Source organism: Pantoea sp. GM_Pan_4, assembly GCF_026541005.1.
GTDB classification, from domain to species: Bacteria; Pseudomonadota; Gammaproteobacteria; order Enterobacterales; family Enterobacteriaceae; genus Pantoea; species Pantoea dispersa.
Map to the genome: position 1 here is coordinate 125,628 of NZ_JALNUZ010000005.1, position 23,636 is coordinate 149,263.

The 23,636-nt window shown below is 57.8% G+C and carries 17 protein-coding genes; 11 read left to right on the forward strand and 6 right to left on the reverse strand.

The window, feature by feature from the left end:
* Window positions 1-49: 49 nt before the first annotated feature.
* Both OXR61_RS13290 and OXR61_RS13295 read right to left on the reverse strand, forming a co-directional pair.
* The gene (locus tag OXR61_RS13290; protein ID WP_021509694.1) at window positions 50-673 is read right to left on the reverse strand and encodes a response regulator transcription factor; all 624 of its coding nucleotides are present in this window, start codon (window positions 671-673) and stop codon (window positions 50-52) included.
* A 99-nt stretch (window positions 674-772) separates the two neighbouring features.
* Window positions 773-4,450: an ATP-binding protein gene (locus tag OXR61_RS13295; protein WP_021509693.1), complete on the reverse strand. Its 3,678-nt coding sequence runs from the start codon at window positions 4,448-4,450 to the stop codon at window positions 773-775.
* 500 nt (window positions 4,451-4,950) lie between these two features.
* On the opposite strand from OXR61_RS13295, the gene OXR61_RS13300 reads away from it, so the two are divergent.
* From OXR61_RS13300 to OXR61_RS13315, 4 genes are all read left to right on the forward strand, one after another.
* On the forward strand, window positions 4,951-5,652 hold the full coding sequence (locus OXR61_RS13300; RefSeq protein ID WP_021509692.1) for a response regulator transcription factor: 702 nt from the start codon (window positions 4,951-4,953) through the stop codon (window positions 5,650-5,652).
* Between the two features lie 169 nt (window positions 5,653-5,821).
* Window positions 5,822-6,853, forward strand: a complete 1,032-nt coding sequence (gene idnD, locus OXR61_RS13305) for an L-idonate 5-dehydrogenase (protein ID WP_021509691.1) — start codon at window positions 5,822-5,824, stop codon at window positions 6,851-6,853.
* Window positions 6,854-6,862: 9 nt separating this feature from the next.
* The gene (idnO, locus tag OXR61_RS13310) at window positions 6,863-7,627 is read left to right on the forward strand and encodes a gluconate 5-dehydrogenase (RefSeq protein WP_021509690.1); all 765 of its coding nucleotides are present in this window, start codon (window positions 6,863-6,865) and stop codon (window positions 7,625-7,627) included.
* A 79-nt stretch (window positions 7,628-7,706) separates the two neighbouring features.
* Entirely contained in the window at window positions 7,707-9,026 is a 1,320-nt protein-coding gene (locus OXR61_RS13315) for a gluconate:H+ symporter (RefSeq protein ID WP_021509689.1), read from the forward strand.
* Window positions 9,027-9,057: 31 nt separating this feature from the next.
* Here OXR61_RS13315 and OXR61_RS13320 read toward each other — a convergent pair whose 3' ends face one another.
* Window positions 9,058-9,768, reverse strand: coding sequence for a polyphenol oxidase family protein (locus OXR61_RS13320; protein ID WP_021509688.1), 711 nt, complete (start codon window positions 9,766-9,768; stop codon window positions 9,058-9,060).
* 109 nt (window positions 9,769-9,877) lie between these two features.
* Between OXR61_RS13320 and OXR61_RS13325 the strand changes: the two genes are divergently transcribed.
* The 4 genes from OXR61_RS13325 (at window position 9,878) to OXR61_RS13340 (ending at window position 15,098) form a co-directional block, all read left to right on the forward strand.
* The gene (locus OXR61_RS13325; protein ID WP_058771313.1) at window positions 9,878-10,687 is read left to right on the forward strand and encodes a 5'-nucleotidase, lipoprotein e(P4) family; all 810 of its coding nucleotides are present in this window, start codon (window positions 9,878-9,880) and stop codon (window positions 10,685-10,687) included.
* A gap of 580 nt (window positions 10,688-11,267) precedes the next feature.
* Window positions 11,268-11,909, forward strand: a complete 642-nt coding sequence (locus tag OXR61_RS13330) for a carbonic anhydrase (RefSeq protein WP_031280142.1) — start codon at window positions 11,268-11,270, stop codon at window positions 11,907-11,909.
* On the forward strand, window positions 11,906-13,381 hold the full coding sequence (locus OXR61_RS13335) for a SulP family inorganic anion transporter (RefSeq protein ID WP_021509685.1): 1,476 nt from the start codon (window positions 11,906-11,908) through the stop codon (window positions 13,379-13,381). Before OXR61_RS13330 ends, OXR61_RS13335 begins: the two co-directional genes overlap by 4 nt.
* Window positions 13,382-13,673: 292 nt before the next feature.
* A complete protein-coding gene (locus OXR61_RS13340) occupies window positions 13,674-15,098 on the forward strand; it encodes a sensor domain-containing diguanylate cyclase (RefSeq protein ID WP_267412312.1) in 1,425 nt (474 codons plus the stop codon).
* Window positions 15,099-15,114: 16 nt separating this feature from the next.
* Here OXR61_RS13340 and ddlA read toward each other — a convergent pair whose 3' ends face one another.
* Complete coding sequence (gene ddlA / locus OXR61_RS13345) at window positions 15,115-16,209, reverse strand: D-alanine--D-alanine ligase (RefSeq protein ID WP_021509683.1); 1,095 nt, start codon at window positions 16,207-16,209, stop codon at window positions 15,115-15,117.
* A gap of 269 nt (window positions 16,210-16,478) precedes the next feature.
* Here ddlA and OXR61_RS13350 point away from each other — a divergent pair, with 269 nt between their 5' ends.
* The 3 genes from OXR61_RS13350 to OXR61_RS13360 are packed head-to-tail and all read left to right on the forward strand — an operon-like array spanning window position 16,479 to window position 21,894.
* On the forward strand, window positions 16,479-18,791 hold the full coding sequence (locus OXR61_RS13350; RefSeq protein WP_021509682.1) for a type I secretion system permease/ATPase: 2,313 nt from the start codon (window positions 16,479-16,481) through the stop codon (window positions 18,789-18,791).
* Window positions 18,788-20,029, forward strand: coding sequence for an HlyD family type I secretion periplasmic adaptor subunit (locus OXR61_RS13355; RefSeq protein ID WP_021509681.1), 1,242 nt, complete (start codon window positions 18,788-18,790; stop codon window positions 20,027-20,029). The genes OXR61_RS13350 and OXR61_RS13355 overlap by 4 nt, the downstream gene beginning before the upstream one ends.
* A 5-nt stretch (window positions 20,030-20,034) precedes the next feature.
* Window positions 20,035-21,894 (forward strand): TolC family protein, encoded by a 1,860-nt coding sequence (locus OXR61_RS13360; protein WP_021509680.1) that lies wholly within the window; start codon window positions 20,035-20,037, stop codon window positions 21,892-21,894.
* Here the strand turns inward: OXR61_RS13360 and OXR61_RS13365 are convergent.
* Together OXR61_RS13365 and OXR61_RS13370 are read right to left on the reverse strand one after the other, a co-directional pair.
* The gene (locus tag OXR61_RS13365) at window positions 21,891-23,036 is read right to left on the reverse strand and encodes an MFS transporter (RefSeq protein WP_021509679.1); all 1,146 of its coding nucleotides are present in this window, start codon (window positions 23,034-23,036) and stop codon (window positions 21,891-21,893) included. The genes OXR61_RS13360 and OXR61_RS13365 overlap by 4 nt on opposite strands.
* The gene (locus OXR61_RS13370; protein ID WP_021509678.1) at window positions 23,033-23,566 is read right to left on the reverse strand and encodes a TetR/AcrR family transcriptional regulator; all 534 of its coding nucleotides are present in this window, start codon (window positions 23,564-23,566) and stop codon (window positions 23,033-23,035) included. Before OXR61_RS13370 ends, OXR61_RS13365 begins: the two co-directional genes overlap by 4 nt.
* Window positions 23,567-23,636 lie beyond the last annotated feature (70 nt).

Consider the following 23,636-nt stretch of genomic DNA (forward strand, 5'->3'; position numbering starts at 1 on the left):
TGCCATGCCTCAGTCGAATTAATCCGCAAGACTGGTCTTGATTTTAGCTTTAGCAGGCACCGTTTCGCCGTGCCAGTTCAATAATATCGACCAGATTCTTTGATTCGAGCTTTTGAAAAATTTTAGTTTTATAAGTACTGATAGTTTTGTTATTTAATCCTAATTCACAGGCAATGATTTTATTGGATTTTCCCTGCGCCAGCTGACGTAAAATAAGCGTTTCCCGCTCGGTCAGGCGCGACAGCATATCCTGTTCATTAACATAACGCTGGCGCCGGTCAAGAATATCGCCGGGCAGATAATTTACATTGTTAAATACGCAGCCAATGGCGGCGATCAGCGTCTGAATCGGATCGTATTTCGACACGAAGCCGTTAGCGCCCTGGCTAAGTGATTGTATAAGCAGGTGATTGTTACTGCTCTGACTGAGCAGAATGACTTTCATCCAAGTTTTAGACTTTACGATATCGCGTAAAAAGGCGATGCCATTTTTCTCTTTGAAATCAGGGTCTAAAATCAGGATGTCGATGTGCTGATGAATAACATCGTCAATACCATCATTAATTGTGTTTGCTGTAGTGACACAATTAAAGCCATTCATTAATAATAAAGCCTGCACCCCAGCCGCAACAAGGCGATGCTCATCAACGATGAGAATTTTTGCATTAAACATAGATCTCCCTTTTACGACACCGACATGATGGCGCTGGCGGACATTATGTCTGGCGGCTTATCCCGGCGAACCGAGAAATGTCTTGATAAGATTATGTTTTTATAAAACCTGCTGATTTTTCAGCCGATATTGTTCAAAGATAATTAATGTTTCATTGACGGTGTTTATCTCGCACGCGATGGCGGCAATCAGCTGCGCGACATCGTGTCCTTCCTGCTGATGTTTCTCCAGCTTGCGCCCCAGCTCCATCAGCGCGCTGGCGTTAAGAATGCTGGCACCGCCTTTCAGCTTATGGCCAAGCTGTGACAGCGCGTGAGCATCAGTGGTTTGCTGCAGCGCTGCCAGCAATTCATCGTGGCTGGTGCGAATACTTTCCAGCAGGGTGATGCAGCTGGCAGGATCGCGCTCAGCCAGTTGCATCAGCAGCGGCGCAAAAGTCGGAACCGCCGCAGGGGCCGGCAGCGCGGCGACGGCGGTGTCAGCAACAGGTTGCCCGGTTACGCCGGCTGCAGCCTCGCTGTCAGGCGCGTTTGGCGTGCGGCGCGGACAGTGGGTGATTTGCGCCAGCAATGTATCCAGATTCAGCGGTTTGAACAGACAGTCGTTCATGCCAGCCTGCAGGCAGCGCTGCATGATGTGCTGCTCGGCGGAGGCGGTCAGGCCGTATAGCGTGATCGGCGGCAGATGATGGTGGCGTTCATGCTGGCGCAGCGCCTGGGCAAATTCAAATCCGTTCATGCCGGGCATATTGCAGTCGGTAATGATCAGGTCAAAGCGCAGCGGATCCTGCTGCCACAGCTTCAGCGCTTCGACGGCGCTTTCGCTCACCACCACCTGATGGCCCGCCAGCTCCAGCTGTTTACCCAGCAGCAGGCGATTAGGCGCATGATCATCAATCACCAGCACCGACAGCTTGTCGGTGACCAGCGGCTCTGACAGATGCGGTTGGGTTTGATCGCGCGGTTCGCCGGCTGGGGCGCGGAAGTAGAAGGAGAACACCGATCCTTCACCTGGCGTACTCTCCACAATCAGTTCGCCATCCAGCAGCTCTGCCAGATTGCGGCAGATGCTCAGGCCAAGACCGGTGCCAATCTGCTGCTGCTGACGTTCACCGACCTGGACAAACGGCTCAAAGATAGCCTGCTGCTGCTCCTCAGTCATGCCGCAGCCGTCATCGCTCACTTCTATGACGAACTCACAACCTTCCTCTTCCTGGCCAATCCCCTGCATCAGCACCACGGTTACGCTGCCGCGATCGGTAAATTTAATGGCGTTACTCAACAGGTTAGACAGGATCTGGTTGATCATCAGCGGATCGGTCTGTACCCAGTAGGCCGCGATGTCCATCTCCACGCGCAGATCGATCCCTTTGCTTTCGGCCTTGTTGCGAAACAGCGTCACCGCCTGATCGATCACATCCGGCAGGTAGACGGTTTCCGGCGTGGGTTGATACTGACCAGATTCGATCTTCGACAGATCGAGAATATCGCCAATCAGCGACAGCAGCGCGCGCGCCGAGCTGTAGGCGACGCGAATATTCTCTGACAGCGTCTCACACGGCTGCGAGCGGGTTTCCAGCTCCAGCAAACCAATGATGGCGTGCAGCGGCGTGCGGATCTCATGGCTCATGCTGGCGAGGAACTCACTTTTGGAGCGGTTGGCTTTGTCTGCGGTGTCCTTGGCCAGCTGCAGCTCCTGCAGCAGCGCGTTACGTTCGGTGACATCGACCCAGCCGCCGATCACCCCGGCAACTTCCCCCAGCCGATCGCGAAACGGCAGCGTCCAGTGATACAGATGGAAGGCCTGCTGGCCAAACATCAGCTGCACGTCGCGCATTACCGCTTCACCATCCTGCAGCGTCTGCTGGTAACCATCTTCAATGGTATGAATGCTGGCGTTATTAGTGTTGAACACGTCCGACAGTCGTTTACCGATTACCTCGTCGCGTTTGATGTGCAAAAAGCGCAGATAGGCATTGTTACAGTCCACCAGCCGCGTTTGCTTATCGCGGATGTACATCGCCACCGGCGAGTCGTTAAACAGCGTGTGGGTAAAATTGAGCTGATTTTTCAACGCATTCTCTGCCTGCATTCGCTGCTGAATCACTTTGCGCAGATGGTGGTTCCACAGCAGGATCAACAGAATCAATCCCAGCGATACCGAAACAATCAGCAGAATCGTTTGCTTATAGTTCTGCCACGAGCCGCTGAGAAACGGCGGTTCCGCCTGACGCCACTGCGCCATCAGCTTAAACAGCGTTTCCGGCGGGATGGCCAGCAGCGCTTTATCGAGAATGCTGACCAGCGTCTCATTGCCTGGCTCTACGCGCATCACAAAGCGCGCGGGATCGGCGCCCAGCGTACCCTCGACGATCAGCCCGCTGCCAAAATGGTTGCGCAGATGGTAGTCGGCAAAAATTTTCGGCACGATCACCGCATCGACCTTGCGCGCCAGCAGCTGGCGCAGCGCATCCAGCGGACGATCGGTATCGCTGACCGACAGGTGCGGATAGTGTTCATGCAGCCAGCTTTTCATTAGCGGATTTTTTAGCATCAGCGCCGAACCAAACGGAAAGGTGTCGCGCGCCATAATGTTTCCAGGCTGCTGATTGCGGATAATCACCCAATGCGATACCAGCCACGGACGCGTAATCAGAGCCGGTTGTGCTTCGAAATGTGGCTCCAGAATTTCCAGTGGAAACAGCTTTGGCAGAGGACGTCCACCGGGGTGTTCATGGCTGGCGTGCGCCACAAAATTCAGGCCGGTCTGGCTGGTGATCAGCTCCAGCACGTCCGGCGCCATGCCGCGAAACTGCTCTGCCGGCGTCCGGCTGCTGAGCGGTGCCTGCGCCAGCGGCAAGGTGGTCTCGATATGTATGTTGTTTTGCAGCCACTGCTCTTCGTCGGCGGTCAACGCCAGCGGATTACGTTGCAGTACATGATGGGGATCGAGCTGCCAGCGTTTGGCAATCTGCATGCGGATAGACAGCGGAATCTGCGGCAGCGCCTGGTTGATGGCGTCGGCCAGCGCAGGATACAACGGACTGATGCCGAAACCGACGTTGAGTGGAATTGTATGCTCGTCGGCGAGAATTGTGAGCGCGTTAGCAAACAGATAGCGATTGAGGTGCGTCAGCGTTGCCGCGTTTCCCCAGACGCGCGCCGTCTGGCCATAAACGGTGGCGGCGACGGCATCATAGTAGCCCGGGAAACGCACCAGCTGCGCGTTTTCGTATGTCTCTTCCAGGTACTGGCGCTGCAGCGGCGTGCCTGACCAGGCAATTTGCTCGGGCATGCCGTTATTGAGAAAAAGGTCGCTGTCGGTCTTCAGTCCCATCACGCTGTAATCCAGCATCCACGGGGCGCTGGCCAGCAGCGGCTGCGACTGTGACGACGGCTGGGCGACGTAAATCGCCAGCATATGCATTTCGCCTTTCAGCACCGCCTGCTGCGCGGCGCTATGACTGGGGAAGTGATAAAGCTCAATACTGGTCTCCAGCATGCTTTGAATCAGCGACAGGTAGTCGGCGCTCAGGCCTTCGAAGCGGCGCGTATCGGTATCCATATATATTGGTGGCTGTGATTTACCGGCCACTGCGACTTTAATCACTTTATTTCGAAAGGCAGAAGAGATGGGCTCAGCCAGCTGCAGCGCGGGCTGTGCGGTATCGTAACGCGCTAAAAGCTGCAATGGTTTGACCTGCGCCTGCAGCGCGCCGGCAAAAAAAATAAACAGGACCACGCCCGTCAGACGGATGAAATTAACAGGATTAAACACCGTGCGTTCCTGAAGAAAATAAAGTCATTAATGCCGATAAGGGAAAAGGAGTATAAAGAGATTTTTCCCGCCTGCCTGATCTAATGCCGCATTAAGGATATTTTGCGACCATTCTCGAATGTTTAACTTATTATTAACATCCGTGGTTTTTTTTAGATATTGCTTTTGCTTTGATTTCAAATATTTCAACGGTTTATCCATAAAATGACCTTTCAAGACAATTCTTATGTGGTCCTTTCACAGAGTTACGTCAGAATTTTCGCAGTTTTTCCGGGGCCGCTCACCGCTGCTGTCCATTCATCCGGTAAAACTACCTTTTAATTAGCGGTAATAAGTTAAACGCGTAAGCAAAATTCTAATTTTTGTTAACCTGGTGACGTTTGGTTTAAACCGTTGCAAGCGATTTTCCCGGCAGCGGTCAGCGCATACTTTCAGGTCATTTTCACTGGTGTGGTTATCAGTACTGGACAAAATTGAGACTGTAATAAAGGAATAAAAGAATGGTATATGCACATAATAAACAGGTGCGTGTCGCTGTCCTTGATGATCACCCGATGGTTCGTACCGTTTTCGAGTTATGCCTGAAACACGAACCCGATATTCATCTGGTCGGGACCTGGTCTTCAAGTAATGAACTGTTTAGTCAGCTGCGCAGCACCACGGTGGATGTGCTGGTGCTGGATTTTTTGCTGGGTGAGCGGGAACTGGATGGCCTGGCCCTGGTGAAACAACTGCGAAATCACTATCCGCAGCAAAAGATTTTGATCTCATCGTCCATGGAGAGTCCGGCGATTGTCAAAATGGTGCTGAGCGCCGGCGTTAAGGGCTTTATTGGAAAAAGCCACAATATGCAGGAGATCGTCCAGGCGATTCGTCAGGTGGCGCAGGGGCGGCTATTCCTGTCGCAGGAAGTGGCGTACGAGGTGGAAAACCTCTACGTAATGAATGAAGACGCCATTAACGAAAACCTCGATCTCGCCAGCAAAGGCAATATGTACGAGAAGGTCAAAACCCTCAGTCCGCGCGAAGTAGAAGTGGTGCGCTGTTTTCTGGATGGGCTCAGCGTGTCGCAAATTGCCGTGAAGTTTAAACGCAGCCGCAAAACCGTGAGCGGACAAAAGCAGTCGGCGCTGAAAAAGCTCGGCCTGCGCTCGGATTCAGAATTATTCAAATACAGCCACGACCTGATGTCGGGCAGCTAATCCTTCTTTAAGGCGGTCAGGGATGGCCGCCGTCTGCTTTTCCGCCTCTCTGCATCACGTTCCCGGTAACAGCCGTTTTGTAACATCACTTTGAGTGATGTTCGTCACAGTTTCGCCGGCCGTATCCCGCTGTGATAGCCCCCATTGCTACAGCACTGGAGGGGCTACGATGAACATTGAAACGCAATCCTGCGTCATTACCGGCAAAAAACAGGTCAGCGTCGCACAGCAGCAGGTGCAGTGGAACGGCACTGGCACGCTGGTGCGCATCACGCGCGGCGGCATCTGCGGGTCCGATCTGCACTACTATCAGGAAGGTAAAGTCGGCAGCTTCGAAGTTAAGATGCCGATGATCCTCGGCCATGAAGTGATTGGCCACGTGGTGGAGAGCGACGATCCGCAGCTCCAGCCCAACCAGAAAGTGGCGGTCAATCCCTCAAAGCCGTGCGGCAGCTGTAAATACTGCCTGCGCGAGCAGCAAAATCAGTGCACCTCAATGCGCTTTTTCGGCAGCGCCATGTATCTGCCGCACGTGGATGGCGGCTTTACGCAATACAAAGTGGTCGATAGCGCGCAGTGCGTGCCGTTTCCGCAGGAGGCCGATGACAGCGTAATGGTGTTTGCTGAACCGCTGGCCGTGTGCATCCACGCCACGCAGCAGGCGGGCGATCTGAGCGGCAAAACCGTGTTCATTTCCGGCGTCGGGCCGATTGGCTGTCTGATTGCCGCCGCTGCCAAAGCCCGCGGAGCCGCGGAGATTATTTGCAGCGATATCAGCGAACGCTCGCTTAGCCTGGCGCAGCAGATGGGCGCGACCGGGGTGATCCACGCGGCTAACGGTGATTTCCCCCCCTACCTTGCAGATAAAGGCTTTTTCGATGTCGCTTTCGAGGCTTCCGGCCATCCGTCTTCGCTGCAGCGCTGTCTCGACGTGGTATGCGCCAAAGGCACGCTGGTACAGGTTGGCATGGGCGGCACGATTCCGGATTTCCCGCTGATGACGCTGATCGCCAAAGAGATCAATCTGGTCGGTTCTTTCCGTTTCACCCACGAATTCAACACGGCGGTTGACTGGCTGGCACGCGGCGTGGTCAATCCGCTGCCGCTGTTCAGCGGAGAATATGGCTTACAGGATATCGACGCGGCGCTGCAGTTTGCCGGTGATAAAACCCGGGCGGCGAAAGTCCAGTTAACGTTTTAAGGAGTCAGTATGAGTCAGCTATTTTCCCTGACGGGCAAGCGTGTGCTGCTCACCGGTTCGGCGCGCGGCATCGGTTTTCTGCTGGCGCGCGGTCTGGCGGAGGCGGGTGCGGAAGTGATCATCAACGCCACCACCGGGGGCGGCGCAGAGCAGGGCGCGGCGAAACTGCGCGAGCTGGGTTATCACGCACGGTCGAAGGCCTTTGACGTCACGCAGTCGGCGCAGGTTCAGCAGGCGGTGGAGGAGATTGAAAGTCAGTGGGGCGCGATTGATATCCTGGTGAACAATGCCGGCATTCAGCGCCGCCGGCCGTTTCTCGAGTTTCCCGAGCAGGACTGGAACGACGTGATTGCCGTCAACCAGACAGCGGTGTTTCTGGTGTCACAAACCGTGGCGAAAAGAATGGTGCAGCGTCAGCGCGGAAAAATCATCAACATCGGCTCAATGCAGAGCGAACTGGGGCGCGACACCATCACGCCGTATGCCGCCTCCAAAGGCGCGGTCACCATGCTGACGCGCGGCATGTGCGTGGAGCTGGCGCGCCACAATATTCAGGTTAACGCCATTGCGCCGGGCTATTTCGTCACCGAGATGACCCAGACGCTGGCTGACGATCCGGCCTTCACCGGCTGGCTGACCAAACGTACGCCGGCCGCACGCTGGGGCAAGCCGGAAGAGCTGATTGGCGCGGCGGTGTTCCTGGCGTCGGGCGCATCTGATTTCGTCAATGGCCATCTGCTGTTTGTTGATGGCGGTATGCGCGTCGCCGTGTAATGGCGTGGCGCGGCTGGCGTAATTGCCGGCCCGCGCCTAAACCTTAAACACCCCTCTGTCTTCCTAAGGATAATAAAAAATGCCAATAACCATAATTGTGCTGGGTGTGATACTGCTGCTGGTTCTGATGATTGTCTTCAAGGTCAATGGCTTCATTGCGTTGGTGTTTGTCTCGGCGGTGGTAGGTATCGCCGAAGGCATGACGCCGCTCAATGTGATGGCCTCGATTCAGAAAGGCATTGGTTCCACGCTCGGTGGCCTGGCGATGATCCTCGGCTTTGGTGCCATGCTTGGGCGGCTGGTGTCCGATACCGGCGCTGCCCAGCGGGTGGCCACCACGCTGATTGCCGCGTTCGGTAAACAGCGGCTGCAGTGGGCGCTGGTGGTCACCGGACTGATCGTCGGTCTGGCGATGTTCTACGAAGTCGGTTTTGTGCTGCTGCTGCCGCTGGTGTTCACCATCGTTGCGGCGGCCGGACTGCCGCTGCTGTACGTCGGCGTGCCGATGGTGGCAGCGCTGTCGGTCACACACTGCTTTCTGCCGCCGCATCCCGGCCCAACCGCCATTGCCACCATCTTTGGTGCCAATCTCGGCACCACGCTGCTGTACGGCTTAATCATTACCATCCCGACGGTGATCATTGCCGGCCCGATCTTCTCAAAATTCCTCAAAAGCTTCGAAAAGTCGCCGCCGGAAGGGCTGTATAACCCTAAAATTTTCACCGAAGAGGAGATGCCGGGCTTCTTTATCAGCATCTTTGCCGCAGTGATTCCAGTGGTGCTGATGGCGATTGCGGCAGTCTGCGAACTGACGATGCCGAAAGAGAATGCGCTGCGCCAGTTCTTTGAATTTATCGGCAACCCGGCGGTGGCGCTGTTTATCGCCGTGGTAATTGCGGTGTTCACCCTCGGTTTGCGTAACGGGCGCAAAATGGAGCAGGTGATGGATATGTGTGGCGATTCGATTGCCGCCATCGCCATGATCGTCTTTATCATTGCCGGCGGCGGCGCCTTTAAGCAGGTGCTGGTGGATAGCGGTGTCGGTAATTACATCGCCGAACTGATGAAAGGATCGTCGCTGTCACCGCTGCTGATGTGCTGGACGGTGGCGGCAATGCTGCGCATCGCGCTGGGATCGGCCACCGTCGCGGCGATCACCACCGCCGGCATCGTGACGCCGATCATTGCCGCTACCCATACCGATCCGGCGCTGATGGTGCTGGCGGTCGGTTCAGGCAGCGTCATCGCCTCGCACGTTAACGATCCCGGTTTCTGGCTGTTCAAAGGCTATTTCAACCTGAGCGTGGTTGAAACCCTGAAAACCTGGACGGTAATGGAAACGCTGATCTCTATCCTCGGCCTCGCCGGTGTGCTGGCGCTCAACGCCATCATTCACTAACGCCCGCGCTTCACAGGGAGGTGAAGCGTGCTTACGCGCGGCGGCGAATCCACGAGAAACGTGACTGATAGCCGCTGTCAAAATGGGTGTTATAGCGATAGCTCGAACCCGCCTCCGCCATGCAATAAGTACACACCGCCACGCGATCAATCTGCCCCGCCGGAATGCCGCGCTGTAACAACAGGTCCTGCGCCAGTTGAGGCAAATCAAACCATACTCCCTGATGATGCGCCTGTGCCTGAGGTCGGATTGCCTGCGGATTATGCGGCTGTTGCTGTGACCAGCTTAGCGCCGGCAGGTCCGGGCGCTGCTGCATCTGTGCGATGCGATCGACGCCCAGCTCATAGCAGCACGGGCCGATCGCCGGACCGATCGCCACCAGCAGGGATGCCGGCGTTGCGCCACCCGCCAGCAGTTGATCGAGGGCACTGCTCAGCACGCCGCCGAGCGTACCCTGCAAGCCGGCATGTACCGCCGCCACCTGATGCGTTTTCACATCGGCAAACAGCACCGGCAAACAGTCAGCGGTGTAAACCGCAACCGGCTGATGATCGTCACTGATCACTCCATCGGATTCACAACTTTTCGGCGGCCGGTTTTGTCCGGCCAGCACCACTTTTGCGCTGTGCCGCTGCTGTCCGTACGCCGCAGCGGCCGGTGCCGGCTGACCGGCAGGCTGAAAGGCATACTCCAGCCAGCGTTGACTCTCCAGCAGCGCCGAGCGCGGCCCGCGATTATCCATAAGTGTCTCCTGTGACCTGACCCCGGTTTTCCTCTGCCCACAGCTTACGTTAACTGCTACATTTTTAAAGCTTTACAAAAACTGACCATAATCACTTAAGGACGACATGATGAAAAACACCTCCTGGCTGGCCGCGGCAGGCCTGATTGCCCTGACGCTCACCGGCTGTGCCCAACCGCAAAAACAGCAGGCTCAGCAGCAACTTGGTCAGCAGTCGGTGCTGGCAGTCAACTGGTTCCAGCAGTCTGGCGAGTATCAGGCGCTGAGCTGGCAGGCGTTCAACACGGCACGCATGGCGTTTGATAACGCTCCTTCGCTCACCGGCAAACCCAAAGCGGTGATTGTAGATCTGGATGAAACCATGATCGATAACAGCGCCTACAGCGCGTGGCAGGCAAAAAATGGCCAGCCGTTCTCCGGTAAAACCTGGTCAGCGTGGACGCAGGCGCGTCAGGCGACCGCGGTGCCCGGTGCCGTCGAATTTGCCAACTACGTGAATAGCCACGGCGGCACCATGTTCTATGTCTCTAACCGCGATCAGAAAGACTACGCGGCCACGGTCGATAACCTCAACAAGCTGGGCTTCAGCGGTGTAAGCGACAAAACGGTGCGTCTCAGTACCGGCAACTCCAATAAACAGGCGCGTTTCGACGCAATTAAAAATGCCGGCTACAACGTGGTGCTGTATATCGGCGATAACCTGAATGACTTCGGCGGTGCCACCTGGCATCAGGGCAACGCGCAGCGCCAGCAGTTTGTCACGCTCAACCATCAGCGTTTTGGCACCCAGTTCATTGTGCTGCCAAATCCACTGTACGGCGACTGGGAGAGCGGCATGGCTGAAAACTACAATAAGTTAACCCCGGAACAGCAGCTGCAGGTGCGTGAATCCCGCATGAAAGCCTGGAACGGTAAATAATTCGTCAAGCGAAATAGCGCCTGTCCTGGCGGGCGCTTATCGCAGGCGGTCAGCGCCAGTGATATTTACGTTTCTTTGTAATTATTATTCTGCTTATCATTTTCCCGATCTCTTACTTAATCCTTCCGCCGCCTTCAGTGAAATATCATCGCAAATAACGTTAAAACCAGCGGATAACACTATTCATAAATTTAGTAATTAGGATTTTTCTCAGCGAGCAAAGCGTAATCCACCATACCAGCATAAAGGCGCAAAAGTTTTACGTGTATATATTTGTCAGTGCATCCGAAATGCGTTTTAAAAAATCATATTAATAGACTGATTATATTTATTTTTAATGAAATTCCTGCTGATTGCGTCACTTGCATTAACTTACTTTGCCATGACATTTGCTGACACTTATTTTACATAAGGTCGCTTCTTCTGCCGGGCTGAAATATTCATGGTGCAAATCAATTCATAAGCGTCTATAACCAATTTCTGTGAGAAAGCGCCGTATTCACCTGCCACAGAACGCTAAAACCGTGCTGCGCCATGCATTTATTTGCCCGGAAGCGCTATTTGCGGATACAGAGAGAAGATAATTGTGACGACCCTTAAACCCTTATTAGCGAAAAATCGCAGTTGGGCACTCCAGCGCCGCGAGCGTAATCCCGATTACTTTGAACAATATCTGCATCAGCAGAAACCCCACTCCCTGTGGATTGGCTGTTCCGACAGTCGCGTACCGGCAGAAGTGCTGACCGGCTCGCATCCGGGCGAGCTATTCGTGCACCGCAACATCGCCAATATGGTGCTACCCGATGATGACAACTTCCTCAGCGTGCTGCAGTACGCGATTTTTTATCTCGGCGTCGAGCGCATTGTGCTGTGCGGCCACTACGGTTGCGGCGGCGTGCAGGCGGCGCTGGGTCTGCCTGCCAGCCCGTTAGCGCAGGAGGATTCGGCGCTTGCCAGGCGCATTGCCGCGCTGCGGCGCGCATTGCAGCACGGGCTGGTGGCCTATCACGCCAGTCCCGCGCAGGAAGAGGAGAGCAGCAAGCTTAACCGGCTGGTTGAAGCCAATGTCATCGCCCAGTTTAGCCAGCTGGTGCGCTGCGAGCCGGTGCAACAGGCCTGGCAGGCCGGACAGCAACTGGATGTATTTGGCTGCGTTTATGACCTGCAGTCCGGCCATCTGAAAGAGTTAATACAGCAATCGTCAGAGGAACCCTCATCATGAATCTGCAAACGCTTCGTCAGGATATTCCTGCTGGTCTGGTGGTGTTTCTGGTGGCGCTGCCACTGTGTCTGGGCATCGCGCAGGCCAGCGGTCTGCCGCCCTTTGCCGGTCTGCTCACCGGGGTGATCGGCGGTCTGCTGGTTACCGCGCTCAGTCCCTCGCGCTTTGCCGTGAGCGGCCCGGCGGCGGGGCTGGTGACTATTGTTGTGGCCTCAATCCAGACGCTCGGCAGCTTTTCCGCATTTCTTACCGCGCTGATTCTGGCTGGCGTGCTGCAGTGCATGCTCGGCCTGCTGCGCGCCGGTCGTTTTATCTCGCTGGTGCCGGGCAGCGTCATCAAAGGGATGCTGGCGGCAATTGGCCTGCTGTTGATTATGCAGCAGATTCCGGTGGCGCTGGGCGCAGCGAGCGATGCCGGTCTGCAGTCGCTGGTCAGCGGTGAGTTTTCATTTTCGCTCAGCGCGATGCTGGTGGCCGGTAGCGGGCTGCTGATTCTGTGGCTGTGGACCACGCCCGCGATCAAGGCAGTTAAAGCGCTGAGCTGGATCCCCGGCCCGCTGGTGGCGGTGCTGTTTGGCTGCCTCGCCACGGTGTTGGGCGATCGCCTGTTTCCCAGCCTCGGCGAAGGCCTGCCGCGTATCGTATTGCCGGCGTTTGACAGTATGTCGGCGCTGGTGGCGGAGCTGGAAACCCCAGACTGGCTGGCGTGGCAGAATCCGTCGGTGTGGGTGGTAGCGATTACGCTGGCGCTGGTGGCCAGCCTTGAAACGCTGCTCAGCCAGGAGGCGCTGAAAAAACTGCGTCCGCAGCACCCGGCGCCGTCACCGAATAAAGAGATGTTCGCGCAGGGCATCGGTAACCTGACCGCCGGCTTGCTCGGCGCGATGCCCATTACCGCGGTGATTGTGCGCAGCTCGGTCAACGTCAGCGTTGGTGCACAAACCAAACTGTCGATTCTGCTGCACGGCGTGCTGCTGCTGATTTGTGGCTTGTGGTTCAGCGCCCTGCTTAACGCGATTCCGCTCGCCAGCCTGGCCGCGGTGCTGCTGTATACCGGCTACAAGCTGGCAACGCCGCGCCTGTTCGTCGAACAGATTCGCATGGGCGCGCAGCAGTACGTGCCGTTTCTTGCCACCATCGGCGGTATCATTGTGTTTGGTATGCTGGCCGGGATTGGCATCGGTATCGCGACGCAGATTCTGTGCAGCATCTACCAAAGCCACCGCAACGCGCTGCAGCTTACCCGCTATGACGACCATTACGTGCTGCGCTTTCAGCAAAACCTGACCTTCATGCACAACCCGAAGTTGCAGGGGCTGCTGGCGGAGATCCCGGAAAATAGCGTGGTGATTGTCGATCACGATAACGCCGAGTATATGGATCCGGACGTGAAAGCGGTGCTGCAGGATTTCGGGGATAGCGCCGGTGAGCGCGGCATCCGGCTGAGCCAGTGGCCGGTAGCGGTGAAATAACGCTACCGCGCGCAGTCATGCAGTTTTTTTCGCCAGAATCGGATATCCCGGATATCCGATTTTTTTATTTATACGGCATAATTGCCGATCACAGCGCCTGCCTGTTTCACTCCCTTTTGGCAGGGCTGGTAGCTCGTCTCTGGCTTTCATGGCAGAGTGAGCGCCGCTCAGTCGCAGAGCAGGGCGACGAACACCGGTTTAATTAGCGAATTATCGCACGGATTTTTCAGGTTAAATGATTGCTGATGCCAGCGACGGATGGCAGCGATTTCAGGTTACAGGGTTCAGACGTATGCGCGTTAAGCTGTTTGAAGAGAATAATGTTAAAAAGAATGCTCTTTCGCTGTGTCTTATTACGCTGTTCTTCTGCTTTATTGGCAGCCACCTGCGTATTCCCGAAGAGTTTTCCCTGTTCTGGCCAGTGAATGCCCTTATCGCCGGGTTGATGGTGCGCAACCCGTTTTTACACACCACCTCCAGTTATCTGGTGTGTTTTGCCGCCATGATTTTCAACGATACGGTTTTTTCCGGCTGGGCACTGCCAGCGGTGACGATTAATTTTGCCAATATCCTGTTTATCCTGGTGTCAGTCAGCATGCTGATTAAGCATCTGCAATCGCCAACCGCAAACAGCCAGGTGTTCAACGCCATGCGCATCTTTCCGGCGTGCCTGCTCGGCGCGGCAGCGTGTGCCACCTGGGGTGCGTGGGCGCAGGATATCGACTTCAACGCGCGCTTTGTGGTGGCGTGGGCCGACTGGTTCAGCGAGCAGTTCTCCACCTCGCTGATGCTGCTGCCGGTGATGCTGACGCGTCCGTTGCGCAGCGTGCCGCTGCGGACGCTGGCACACCCGGCCAGGCTGCTGCCGCTGCTCGCCGTGGCGCTGTCGCTCACGGTGGGGGCGCTGATTGGTGGCGCGGGCAGTCTGACTTTCCCGGTGCCGGCGCTGATCTGGTGTGCCATTGTTCTGCCGATTCCGATCACCAGCCTGGTGATTCTGTTCACCGGCATCACCGAGATCGTGCTGGTCTCGCACGGCGTGATGAATATTCAGGGCGATGATTCGCTGCTGCCCATCAGCCATCTCACTTCCGCACGGCTCGGCGTGGCCACCGTGGCGCTCAGCCCGCTGCTGGTGGCGGTGAGCATGGACGCCATTCGCCAGCTTAACCATCGGCTGGTATTGCGCGCCAATTACGATTTCCTCACCCAGCTACTGTCGCGCTCCGGCCTGTATGAAAACCTGCGCCAGCAGCCGTTTTCCCTGCAGCGTGAAGCCGGCGTGATTATGCTGGATGTCGACTACTTCAAAGCCATTAATGACAATTTCGGCCATGATGCCGGCGATGGCGTGCTGGAGGAAATTGCGCGCCGTATTCAGCACGTGGTCGGCAGTCGCGGCCTGGTGTGCCGCTTTGGCGGCGAAGAGTTCGTGGTGGTGGTATTTGATTACACCCACAGCCAGCTGTTTCAGCTGGCCGAAGTGATTCGTCAGGCAATGGTGAAAGAGAAGTTCTGGATTCAGGGCAACACCGTGACCGTGACGGTCAGCCTCGGCCTGGCGCGCGGCGGTGCGGTTAACGAACGTGAATGGCCGGGGGTAATCAACCGGCTGGTGTCAGCGGCGGATAAACACCTTTACGTTGCCAAGCGCAACGGCCGCAATCAGACCTCACCGGCAATCGCGCCGCGCAGCATGGCGCATGACGTGGCCTGAGCCACGCCATCGCAGGTTACACGCTGCTTTTCAGCTGGCTGGATTGCTGATGACGCTGCTGCGCCAGCTCAATCAGGCGGGTGATCAGATCGCTATAGCTCAGGCCGGCCGCCTGCCACAGTTTGGGATACATGCTGATGTTGGTGAAGCCGGGTAAAGTATTCACTTCGTTGACAATAATGTCGCCCGTTTCGGTGAGGAACACATCGACGCGCGCCATGCCAAAGCACTCCAGCGCCTGAAACGCGGTAATCGCTACAGCCCGAATGGCCTCGCTGGCTTCCGCACTGATGTCAGCCGGTACCACCACCTGCGCGCCGCTCTCGCTGATATATTTGGTGTCGTACGAGTAAAAGGCGTCGTGCACCACAATTTCACCGCACGGGCTGGCTTCTGGCGCCTCGTTACCCAGCACCGCGCATTCAATTTCACGGCCGCTGATGCCCTGTTCAATCAGCACTTTGCGGTCAAAGCGGAACGCCAGATCCAGCGCCGCGTCGAATTCGTCCGGCTGCGTCACTTTGCTCACCCCAACGGATGATCCCTGATTGGCTGGCTTGATAAACAGCGGCAGGCCAAAGCGCGCAATCACCGCCTGCACATCCAGCGCCGCGCGCTGCGTCTGGGTGACGCTCAGCCACGGTGCCACTTTCAGGCCGGCATCGCGCAGCAGGCGTTTGGTGAAATCTTTGTCCATGCTGACCGCGGAGCCCAGCACATCCGACCCGACAAACGGCAGATTGGCCATGCGCAGCAGTCCCTGCAGCGAGCCATCTTCGCCCAGCGTGCCGTGCACAATCGGGAAGATGACATCCAGCTGCGACAGCGGCTGCGCCTGCTGCCGCGTAATCAGCTGTTCCGCGCGGCTGCCGGGCACCAGCGCCACGTTTTCACCGGAGCGGTTCAGGGCAATCAGCGCCGGATTGTCGGCGTTGAGCAGAAAGCCTGAAGCGTCATTCAGATGCCACTCGCCCTGTTTGTCGATCCCCAGCAGCACCACGTCGTATTTGTTTTTATCGATCGCCTCAAGAATATTTTTGGCCGACTGTAACGACACTTCATGTTCGGCCGACTTGCCGCCAAATACGATACCTACCCGCTGTTTTGCCATTGCTCTTTGTCCGGTTGCAGTAAAGCGAGCAGCTAAGATAACACGCCCAGGACAGCGCTCAACAGCGCCGCGATTATTCTGCAGTTGATCGGTCGCCAGACCGCATTCAATCGGGCTTTGCCCACTTTATTCATAAATATTCTCCACCGTTTGAGACAAGTCTTGGACGGCCTGAAAGCTGCCTTCTGTCAGAATTTTCCCAATTCAAAGAAAAGTCTGCGGTGGACGATGCGTCCACCGTTTTTTGTCAGGTTTACAGGAGTCGGGAAATGATGGACCAGAAGCAGAATGCCGTGGAGCAGGATGCGCGTTCTGTTGCTCGTATCGAAACCACCGTGGATGACACGCTGTTAAAAAGCGTGGCGTGGATTTGCAAACACTACAAACGCGAGAAGAGTGAAGAGGCGCTGGTCGCCGGCCTGCCGAAAGCGACGCTGCTGTCGCCGTCGCAGGCGATGACCGCTCTGGAGAACGCTGGCATTACCGGCGGCATGGTTGAACGCCGCCTGCAGGATCTGCCGGAGCAGCTGATGCCGATGATACTGCTGCGGCAGAACGGCGGCGGCTGCATTGTGCTGTCGCGGCGCATTCACACCAATGAGGAGAATCAACGCGAGCTGCGTTTCCAGCTGATCATGCCGGAGGTGAGTGATAAAGCGGTGGAGATGAGCCTGGCGGAGCTCAACGAGATTTACGCCGGCTTTGCGGTGATGGCGAAACCGGCGGCGGTACTGGATGAGCGCGCCAGCGAAATGCTGCCGGAGGTCAAAGGCCACTGGCTGTTCAGCACCCTGTGGCGCTACCGCCGTTACTACCGCAGCGCCGCCATCGCCGCCGTGCTGATCAACGTACTGGCACTTTCCAGCATCTTCTTCACCATGAACGTCTACGATCGCGTGGTGCCGAACCAGGCGTTTGTTACGCTGTGGTCGCTGGCGATTGGCGTCACCATCGCCATGATCTTCGAAGCCATTACCCGCTTTGTGCGGGCGCATCTGCTGGACATGGCGGGCAAAAAGGCCGACCTGGTGCTGGGCAGCATGCTGTTCCGTCAGGCGTTGTCGATCCAGATGGAGCACAAGCCGGCCTCATCAGGCACTTTCGCCAACCAGATCCGTGAATACGAATCGGTGCGCGATTTTGTTGCTTCGGCGACGCTGGCGGCGATTTCGGATCTGCCGTTTATCCTGATGTTCGTCGGCGTGATCTTCTTTATCAGCGGTCCGCTGGCGATTATTCCGTTGATGATGATCCCGCTGATCATCATCGTCAGCGCCGCGATCCAGTGGCCGCTGGCGCGCATCATGAAAGAGAATCTGCGCGATGCGTCGCTGAAACAGGGCGTGCTGATTGAGTCGGTTGAAGGCATGGAAACGCTGAAAGCCGTGGGCGGTGAAGCGCATATGCAGCGCCGCTGGGAGAACTTCAGCGCGCTGCAGTCGGCTAACTCAATGAAGTCAAAACGCTATTCGACGCTGGCAACCGGCGTGGTGACCTTTCTGCAGCAGTTTCAGACCGTGATGCTGGTGGTGGCCGGGGTTTATCTGATCAACGCTGGCACCTTCACCATGGGTGCGATGATCGCCACCGTGATGCTGGCCAGCCGCGCCACTGGCCCGCTGGGTCAGGTGATTGGTCTGGCGGTGCGTTATCAGCAGGCCAAAGCGGCGCTGACCTCGCTGAATAAGCTGATGGAGATGCCGGTCGATCGCGACAGCAGCAAAACCTACCTGACCGATCCGCCGCTGACCGGCGAGATCTCGCTGAGCAATGTCAGCTTCTCCTATCCGGCACCGCCGATGAAGCCCAATCCGGAAATCCTCAAAGATATCTCGCTGACCATTAAGGCCGGTGAGCGCGTGGCGATTCTTGGCCGCATCGGTAGCGGTAAATCGACGCTGTTACGCGTGATGGCGCGTCTGTATCAGCCGGTGAAAGGGCAGATCTCCGCCGACGGACTCGATGTTAACCAGATCGATCCGGCCGACTGGCGCAAAGCAGTGGGCTTCGTCAGCCAGGATGCGCGCCTGTTCTACGGCACGCTGCGCGAGAACGTGATGATTGGCCGGCCGGATGCCACCGCGAATGAACTGCTGCGTGTGCTGAATCTGACCGGTCTCGATCACGTGGCGGCGCGCCATCCGAGCGGCATCAACCTGTCGGTCGGTGAGGGCGGTGAAGGGCTGTCGGGCGGTCAGCGTCAGTTAGTGTCGCTGGCGCGAACCCTGCTGACGCGGCCCAAAGTGCTGCTGATGGATGAACCGACCAGCGCCATGGACAGCATGACCGAAAGCCAGTTCCTTGCGCATCTGCGTCGCGCCAGCGAAGGCCACACGCTGATCGTCGTGACGCATCGTCCGTCAATTCTGGCGCTGGTCGACCGCATCATCGTGGTTGAGGAAGGAAAAATTGTCGCGGATGGCCCGAAAGAGCAGGTGCTGGCCGCGCTGGAAGGTAAAGGTAAAACCCGCCAGCCGCCGCGTCAGGCGGTAGAGCAGGCGGCGCGCGCACCTGCGCCGGCTAACGATGCTTCGGCAACGTCAGAGCCCGCCGTCGCCGCGGCAGAGGAGGCCGCAGTATGATCAAGTTAATGCCATGGCGCAGCCGCAGCAAAAATCTCTCCGCTGCGGATGCCGAATTCATGAATGACGTGCAGGCTTCCCTGCTGTCGCAAACCACGCCGGGATCAAAACTGGTGATGTGGATCATCATCGCGGTAATTGGCATCGGTCTCACCTGGGCAAACTATGCGCGGGTGGAGGAGATCACCAAAGGCGACGGAAAAGTGATTTCCCGCAGCCGCGAGCAGGTGATTCAGAGTCTGGAAGGCGGCATTCTCGCCGAAATGAACGTGCGTGAAGGCACGGTGGTCAACCGGGGCGATGTCCTGCTGAAAATCGATCCGACGCGTGCGCAATCAAGCTATCGCGAGGCGCTGAGCAAGGTGATTGGCCTGAAGGGCAGCATTGCGCGTCTGCGTGCCGAAGCCTACGCGCAGCCATTGACGTTTGACGAGCAGGTGCAGAGCGATCCCGCCGTGGTTGCGCAGGAGACCAAGGCCTATGAATCACGCAAGCGCGCGCTGAACGACAGCATTAACTCATTGCAGCGCAGCTATGCCCTGTCGATGCGTGAAATTCGTCTGGCGGAGCCGCTGGCGGCGAAAGGATTACTGTCTGAGGTTGAACTGCTGCGCATGCAGCGCCAGGCGAACGACATCCAGGCGCAGATTGTTGAGCGGCGTAACCGTTACCAGTCTGATGCCAACACCGAACTGGCGCGGCTGGAGCTGGAACTCAGCCAGGTAAGCGAAAACCTGATTGGCCGCGCGGACGTGGTCGAGCGCACCACCATTACCGCACCGGTGCGCGGCACGGTGAAAAACGTGCGCGTTAATACCATCGGCGGCGTCATTCAGCCCGGTGAGCACATCCTGGAAATCGTGCCGCTGGAAGAGCAACTGCTGGTGGAGGGCAAAATCCGTCCTTCTGATGTCGCCTTCCTGCGTCCGGGGCTGCCGGCCAAAGTGAAAATCACCGCCTACGACTTCGCCATCTACGGCGGACTGGATGGCCATGTGGAATACATCAGTCCGGATACGCTGAAAGACGATCAGAAAGCCGCTTCCGGCCGCCCGGATGACACCTATTACCGCGTGTTGATCCTCACCGATAAAAGCACGCTGCACGCAGGCAACAAAGATCTGCCGATCATTCCCGGCATGGTGGCCACGGTGGAAATCCGCACCGGCGAGAAAACCATCCTTGATTACCTGCTGAAGCCGGTACTTAAGGCGAAAGAAGCCTTCCGCGAGCGTTAATAACCATGAAAAATAATAATATGCACCGTCGCGCAGCGGCGCGGCGCCTCTCTTTGCTTGCCGGTTGCATTACGGTCATGATGGCTCCGGCCATCAGCGTAATGGCCGATTCGACCAGTGAACTGATGATGTTTGCCGAGATGAGCGGACATCGCCCGGCCGCCCCCGCTGCGGCACCGGTACGCAGCGCGCCGGTGCAGCGCGTGCCCGTTGCGCCAGCCCAGCGCTTTGCAACCGCGCCGGCACCGCAACCGATGTTTACGCAACCTCAGGCCGTGCCGGTTGCGCCACCGGTGGCCACGCCACGCGCTCAGCCGGCACCAGCACCGGCACCTTCACCGGCACCAGCGCCAGCGCCAGCAGCGCCGATTGCCCCGCCGCCGGTGCAGCCGGTACAGGGCGGCGGTTTTCTGACGGAGGAGCAGCGCCAGCCGGAACCAAAGCAGACGAATCCGCTGCTGAAATCGGTACGCACTTTCAACCCGCAGCAGCCTGCGCCGGTGCCGGTGAATGAAGCAGAAGTAAAAGCGCAGAGCGAGTTCAGCTTTGTCAGCCCGCCGGTAGCGGAAACCAGAACCACCGCCGCCGATGCCGCCGTGGCGCGTTCACCGGTCAGCCTGAGCGGCGCGGTGGATGAAACCGTGGCTGAATCCGAGCTGCGGCAGAAATTCCTCTCGGCCGCACGTATCACCTGGCGCATCAGCCCGGCGCTGAAATCATCCGTGGCGCAGACCGATGCCGCCGCCGCCAGTGTGGATGAGGCGAAAGGGCAGCGCTGGCCGCAGCTGGATGTCAGCGCCAGTTCGGCGACCAAAGAGTTTGGTGGCGGGGTAAAAAGCGACGGTAGTCAGAGCAACGTGCCGGCGCTCGGCGTGTCGATGGCGACCAACCTGATTGATTTCGGTCAGACCAGCCGCACCATCGAGAGCCGCGAAGAGCGCGTGACCTCGGCGCAGCAGGCGGCGCAGGCGCAGCGTGAAGAGCTGGCGATGCAGGTCAGCAACGCGCTGATTGAGTGGAACAAGCAGCAGCGGATCATTGCCATCAGCCAGCAGTACGTGGCGCGCATGACCGAACTGACCACCATGCTGAGCGGCATTGTGCAGTCAGATACCGGTCGTCGCAGCGAGCTGACGCAGGCCAAAGGCCGATTGCTGCAGGCGCAGAGTTATCTGGAGAATGCCGAGTCGCGCGCGCGCGATGTCGAGATCACGCTGAACCGCCTGATGGGCAACAGTCGCGTGACGCTGCCAGCCAGCGATCGCTGGGCGATGAATTTTGGCGATCTCAATCGTCAGCTGGCCAGCCTGGATTATCATCCGCTGATCCTGCGCGCCAGCGCGGAAACGCGAGCGGGGTTTAAAGAAGCGGAGGCGATTAAAGCTTCCGGCCTGCCAAAACTCAACTGGACGGTAACCAAAAGCACGCGTGAGGATCAGCTCGGTCGCCAGCAGGCGTGGCAAACCGGAATCAACGTTAGCTGGGGCCTGTTCCGCGGTGGTTCAACCAACGCGCAGGAGATTGCGGCGATTAAACGCGCCGAAGCCAGTCGTCAGCAGGTGCAGGAGCAGCGGCGCGATCTGGAGAATCGCGTGCGCGCTGCCAGCCAGGATGCACATTCGATGGCCGATCGCGCCGCGCTGTATAAGAGTCTGATCGTCGAGTCTGACCGCATCCGCAAAGACTTTTTCGATCAGTGGTATCACCTCGGACGCCGCTCGCTGTTGGATGTCCTGAGCGCCGAGAGCGATCTGTATAACAACCAGGTAAGCGAAGTGAGCAATCGCTTTGACAGCTACGCGGCGATCATTCGCGGCTACTCCAGTGCCGGCATCCTCAGCCGCTGGCTCACCACCGGACGTTAAGCGTCAGCGCGCTGTGGCGGGTTAGCCGGTATCAGAAACAGCAGCGCAACCGGGATGGCAGCGAACAGCAGCAGTGCCGCAGCGGCGCTGCTGCTGTAGATCTGCGCAAAGAGTATCGCCCCGCCAATTTGCCCAATCGCCAGCGTCAGAAACGCCGCCGCCACGGCAGAGGCCGCATTTTGTGGCGTGGCGGCGGCACCCGCAACCAGCAGAATACCCGACAGCGTGACGTATCCTGCGCCGCACAGTGCCGCCGCCGGTACCAGCCAGTAGCTAAAGTGGGTGAGCGCCGCCAGCAACAGCAGCGGTACGGCCATCGCCAGTTGCGCCAGCCAGTACACCTGACGCATACCGATGCAGCGTGCCAGCGGGCCGGTCAGCGCGCCGAGAATGCCGGCCGCGCCGCTAACCAGCCACAGCATACTGGCCTGGCCTTCGTTCAGGCTGCTGTGCTGGCGTAACACATCCGGTCCAAAACACCACCACGCCGCGCTGGCGACACCGCTAAGAAAAGCGATGATGATCACTCGCAGCAGCGCGCGGTTGTGCAACCGATCGCGCCAGCCAACCGGCGATCTCTGTGGATCCGCACGGCCTGCGGGCAGGCAATAGCGTGCCAGCAACAGGCTGATTAACGCCAGCGCGGCAAAACAGCAGCAGGCCGCGCGCCAGCCGCCGGGCACCAGTATGAAAATGGGCACTGACGCAATGATGCCCGCGCCGGTGCCGGCGTTGATGAGCGTGTTAGCGGCGGTTTGCCGCGACGCGTCAATTTGCCGGCTCACGGCACTGGCGAGCGCCGGGGAAGCCAGTCCGGCACCGAGACCGGCGATAAACAGCCCACCGGTAATCAGCCATGCGCTGCTGGCAGCGGCCAGCAGCAGTAAGCCGAGCATAGCCGTCAGCGCTGCCATTATGGCGGTGCTGCGCACGCCCCAGCTCGCCAGCAGCAGCGTGGCGCCGGGCGTAGCCAGGCAGTAAGCCAGATAGCTGCAGGCGGCCAGCATGCCCGACGCGCGTGGGCTGAAGCTGATCTGCTGCGCCACCTGCGGCATCATCATTCCCCAGGCAAAACGCGCCAGTCCGTAAGTCACGGCGATCAGCATAAAGCCGCTCAGCGTCAGGCGGAGTGAGGCTTTCATGGCGTATTCGCCATCAGTTGCTCAGCCGCCAGACGCGCAGTGACCGCGGCCTGCGGACCGTCAATCAACCCGGCCATAATCGCCCCTTCAAACAGTATCCAGATGGCATCGGCCAGCGCTGACGGCGAATTTCTGTGCGAGTGCGCCAGGCAGGCACGGATGTAGCCGCGCTGCCAGTAGCGATAATCCAGCGCCTGCGCCGCCAGCTCAGCATTCTGTTCCGCATACTCGCCGTACGCTTTGGCAAAAAAGCAGCCGAGCGATCCTTCCGCCCGCATCCACTGTTCCAGTACCGAAAACAGCTGGCTGATGGCTGCCGGATCGTCTGGCTGTGACAATAAATCGGCAAAGCGCTGCCGGCGCGCGGTCATCACCACGGCAGTTAACCGCTCGCGCGACGGAAAGTGCTGATAGAGCGTACGCGTGGAGACCTTCGCCTCACGGCAAATGTAATCGGTGCTGGTGGCATGAAAACCGTTGTTGTAGAACAGCCGCTCGGCAGCGTTCAGGATGTGTTGTTTTTTACGCATATCTTAAAAAGTAAACCGATCGTTTTACTTTTGCAAAGTTGCGAGGGTGAAAATCGGGTGCGAGGCGGTT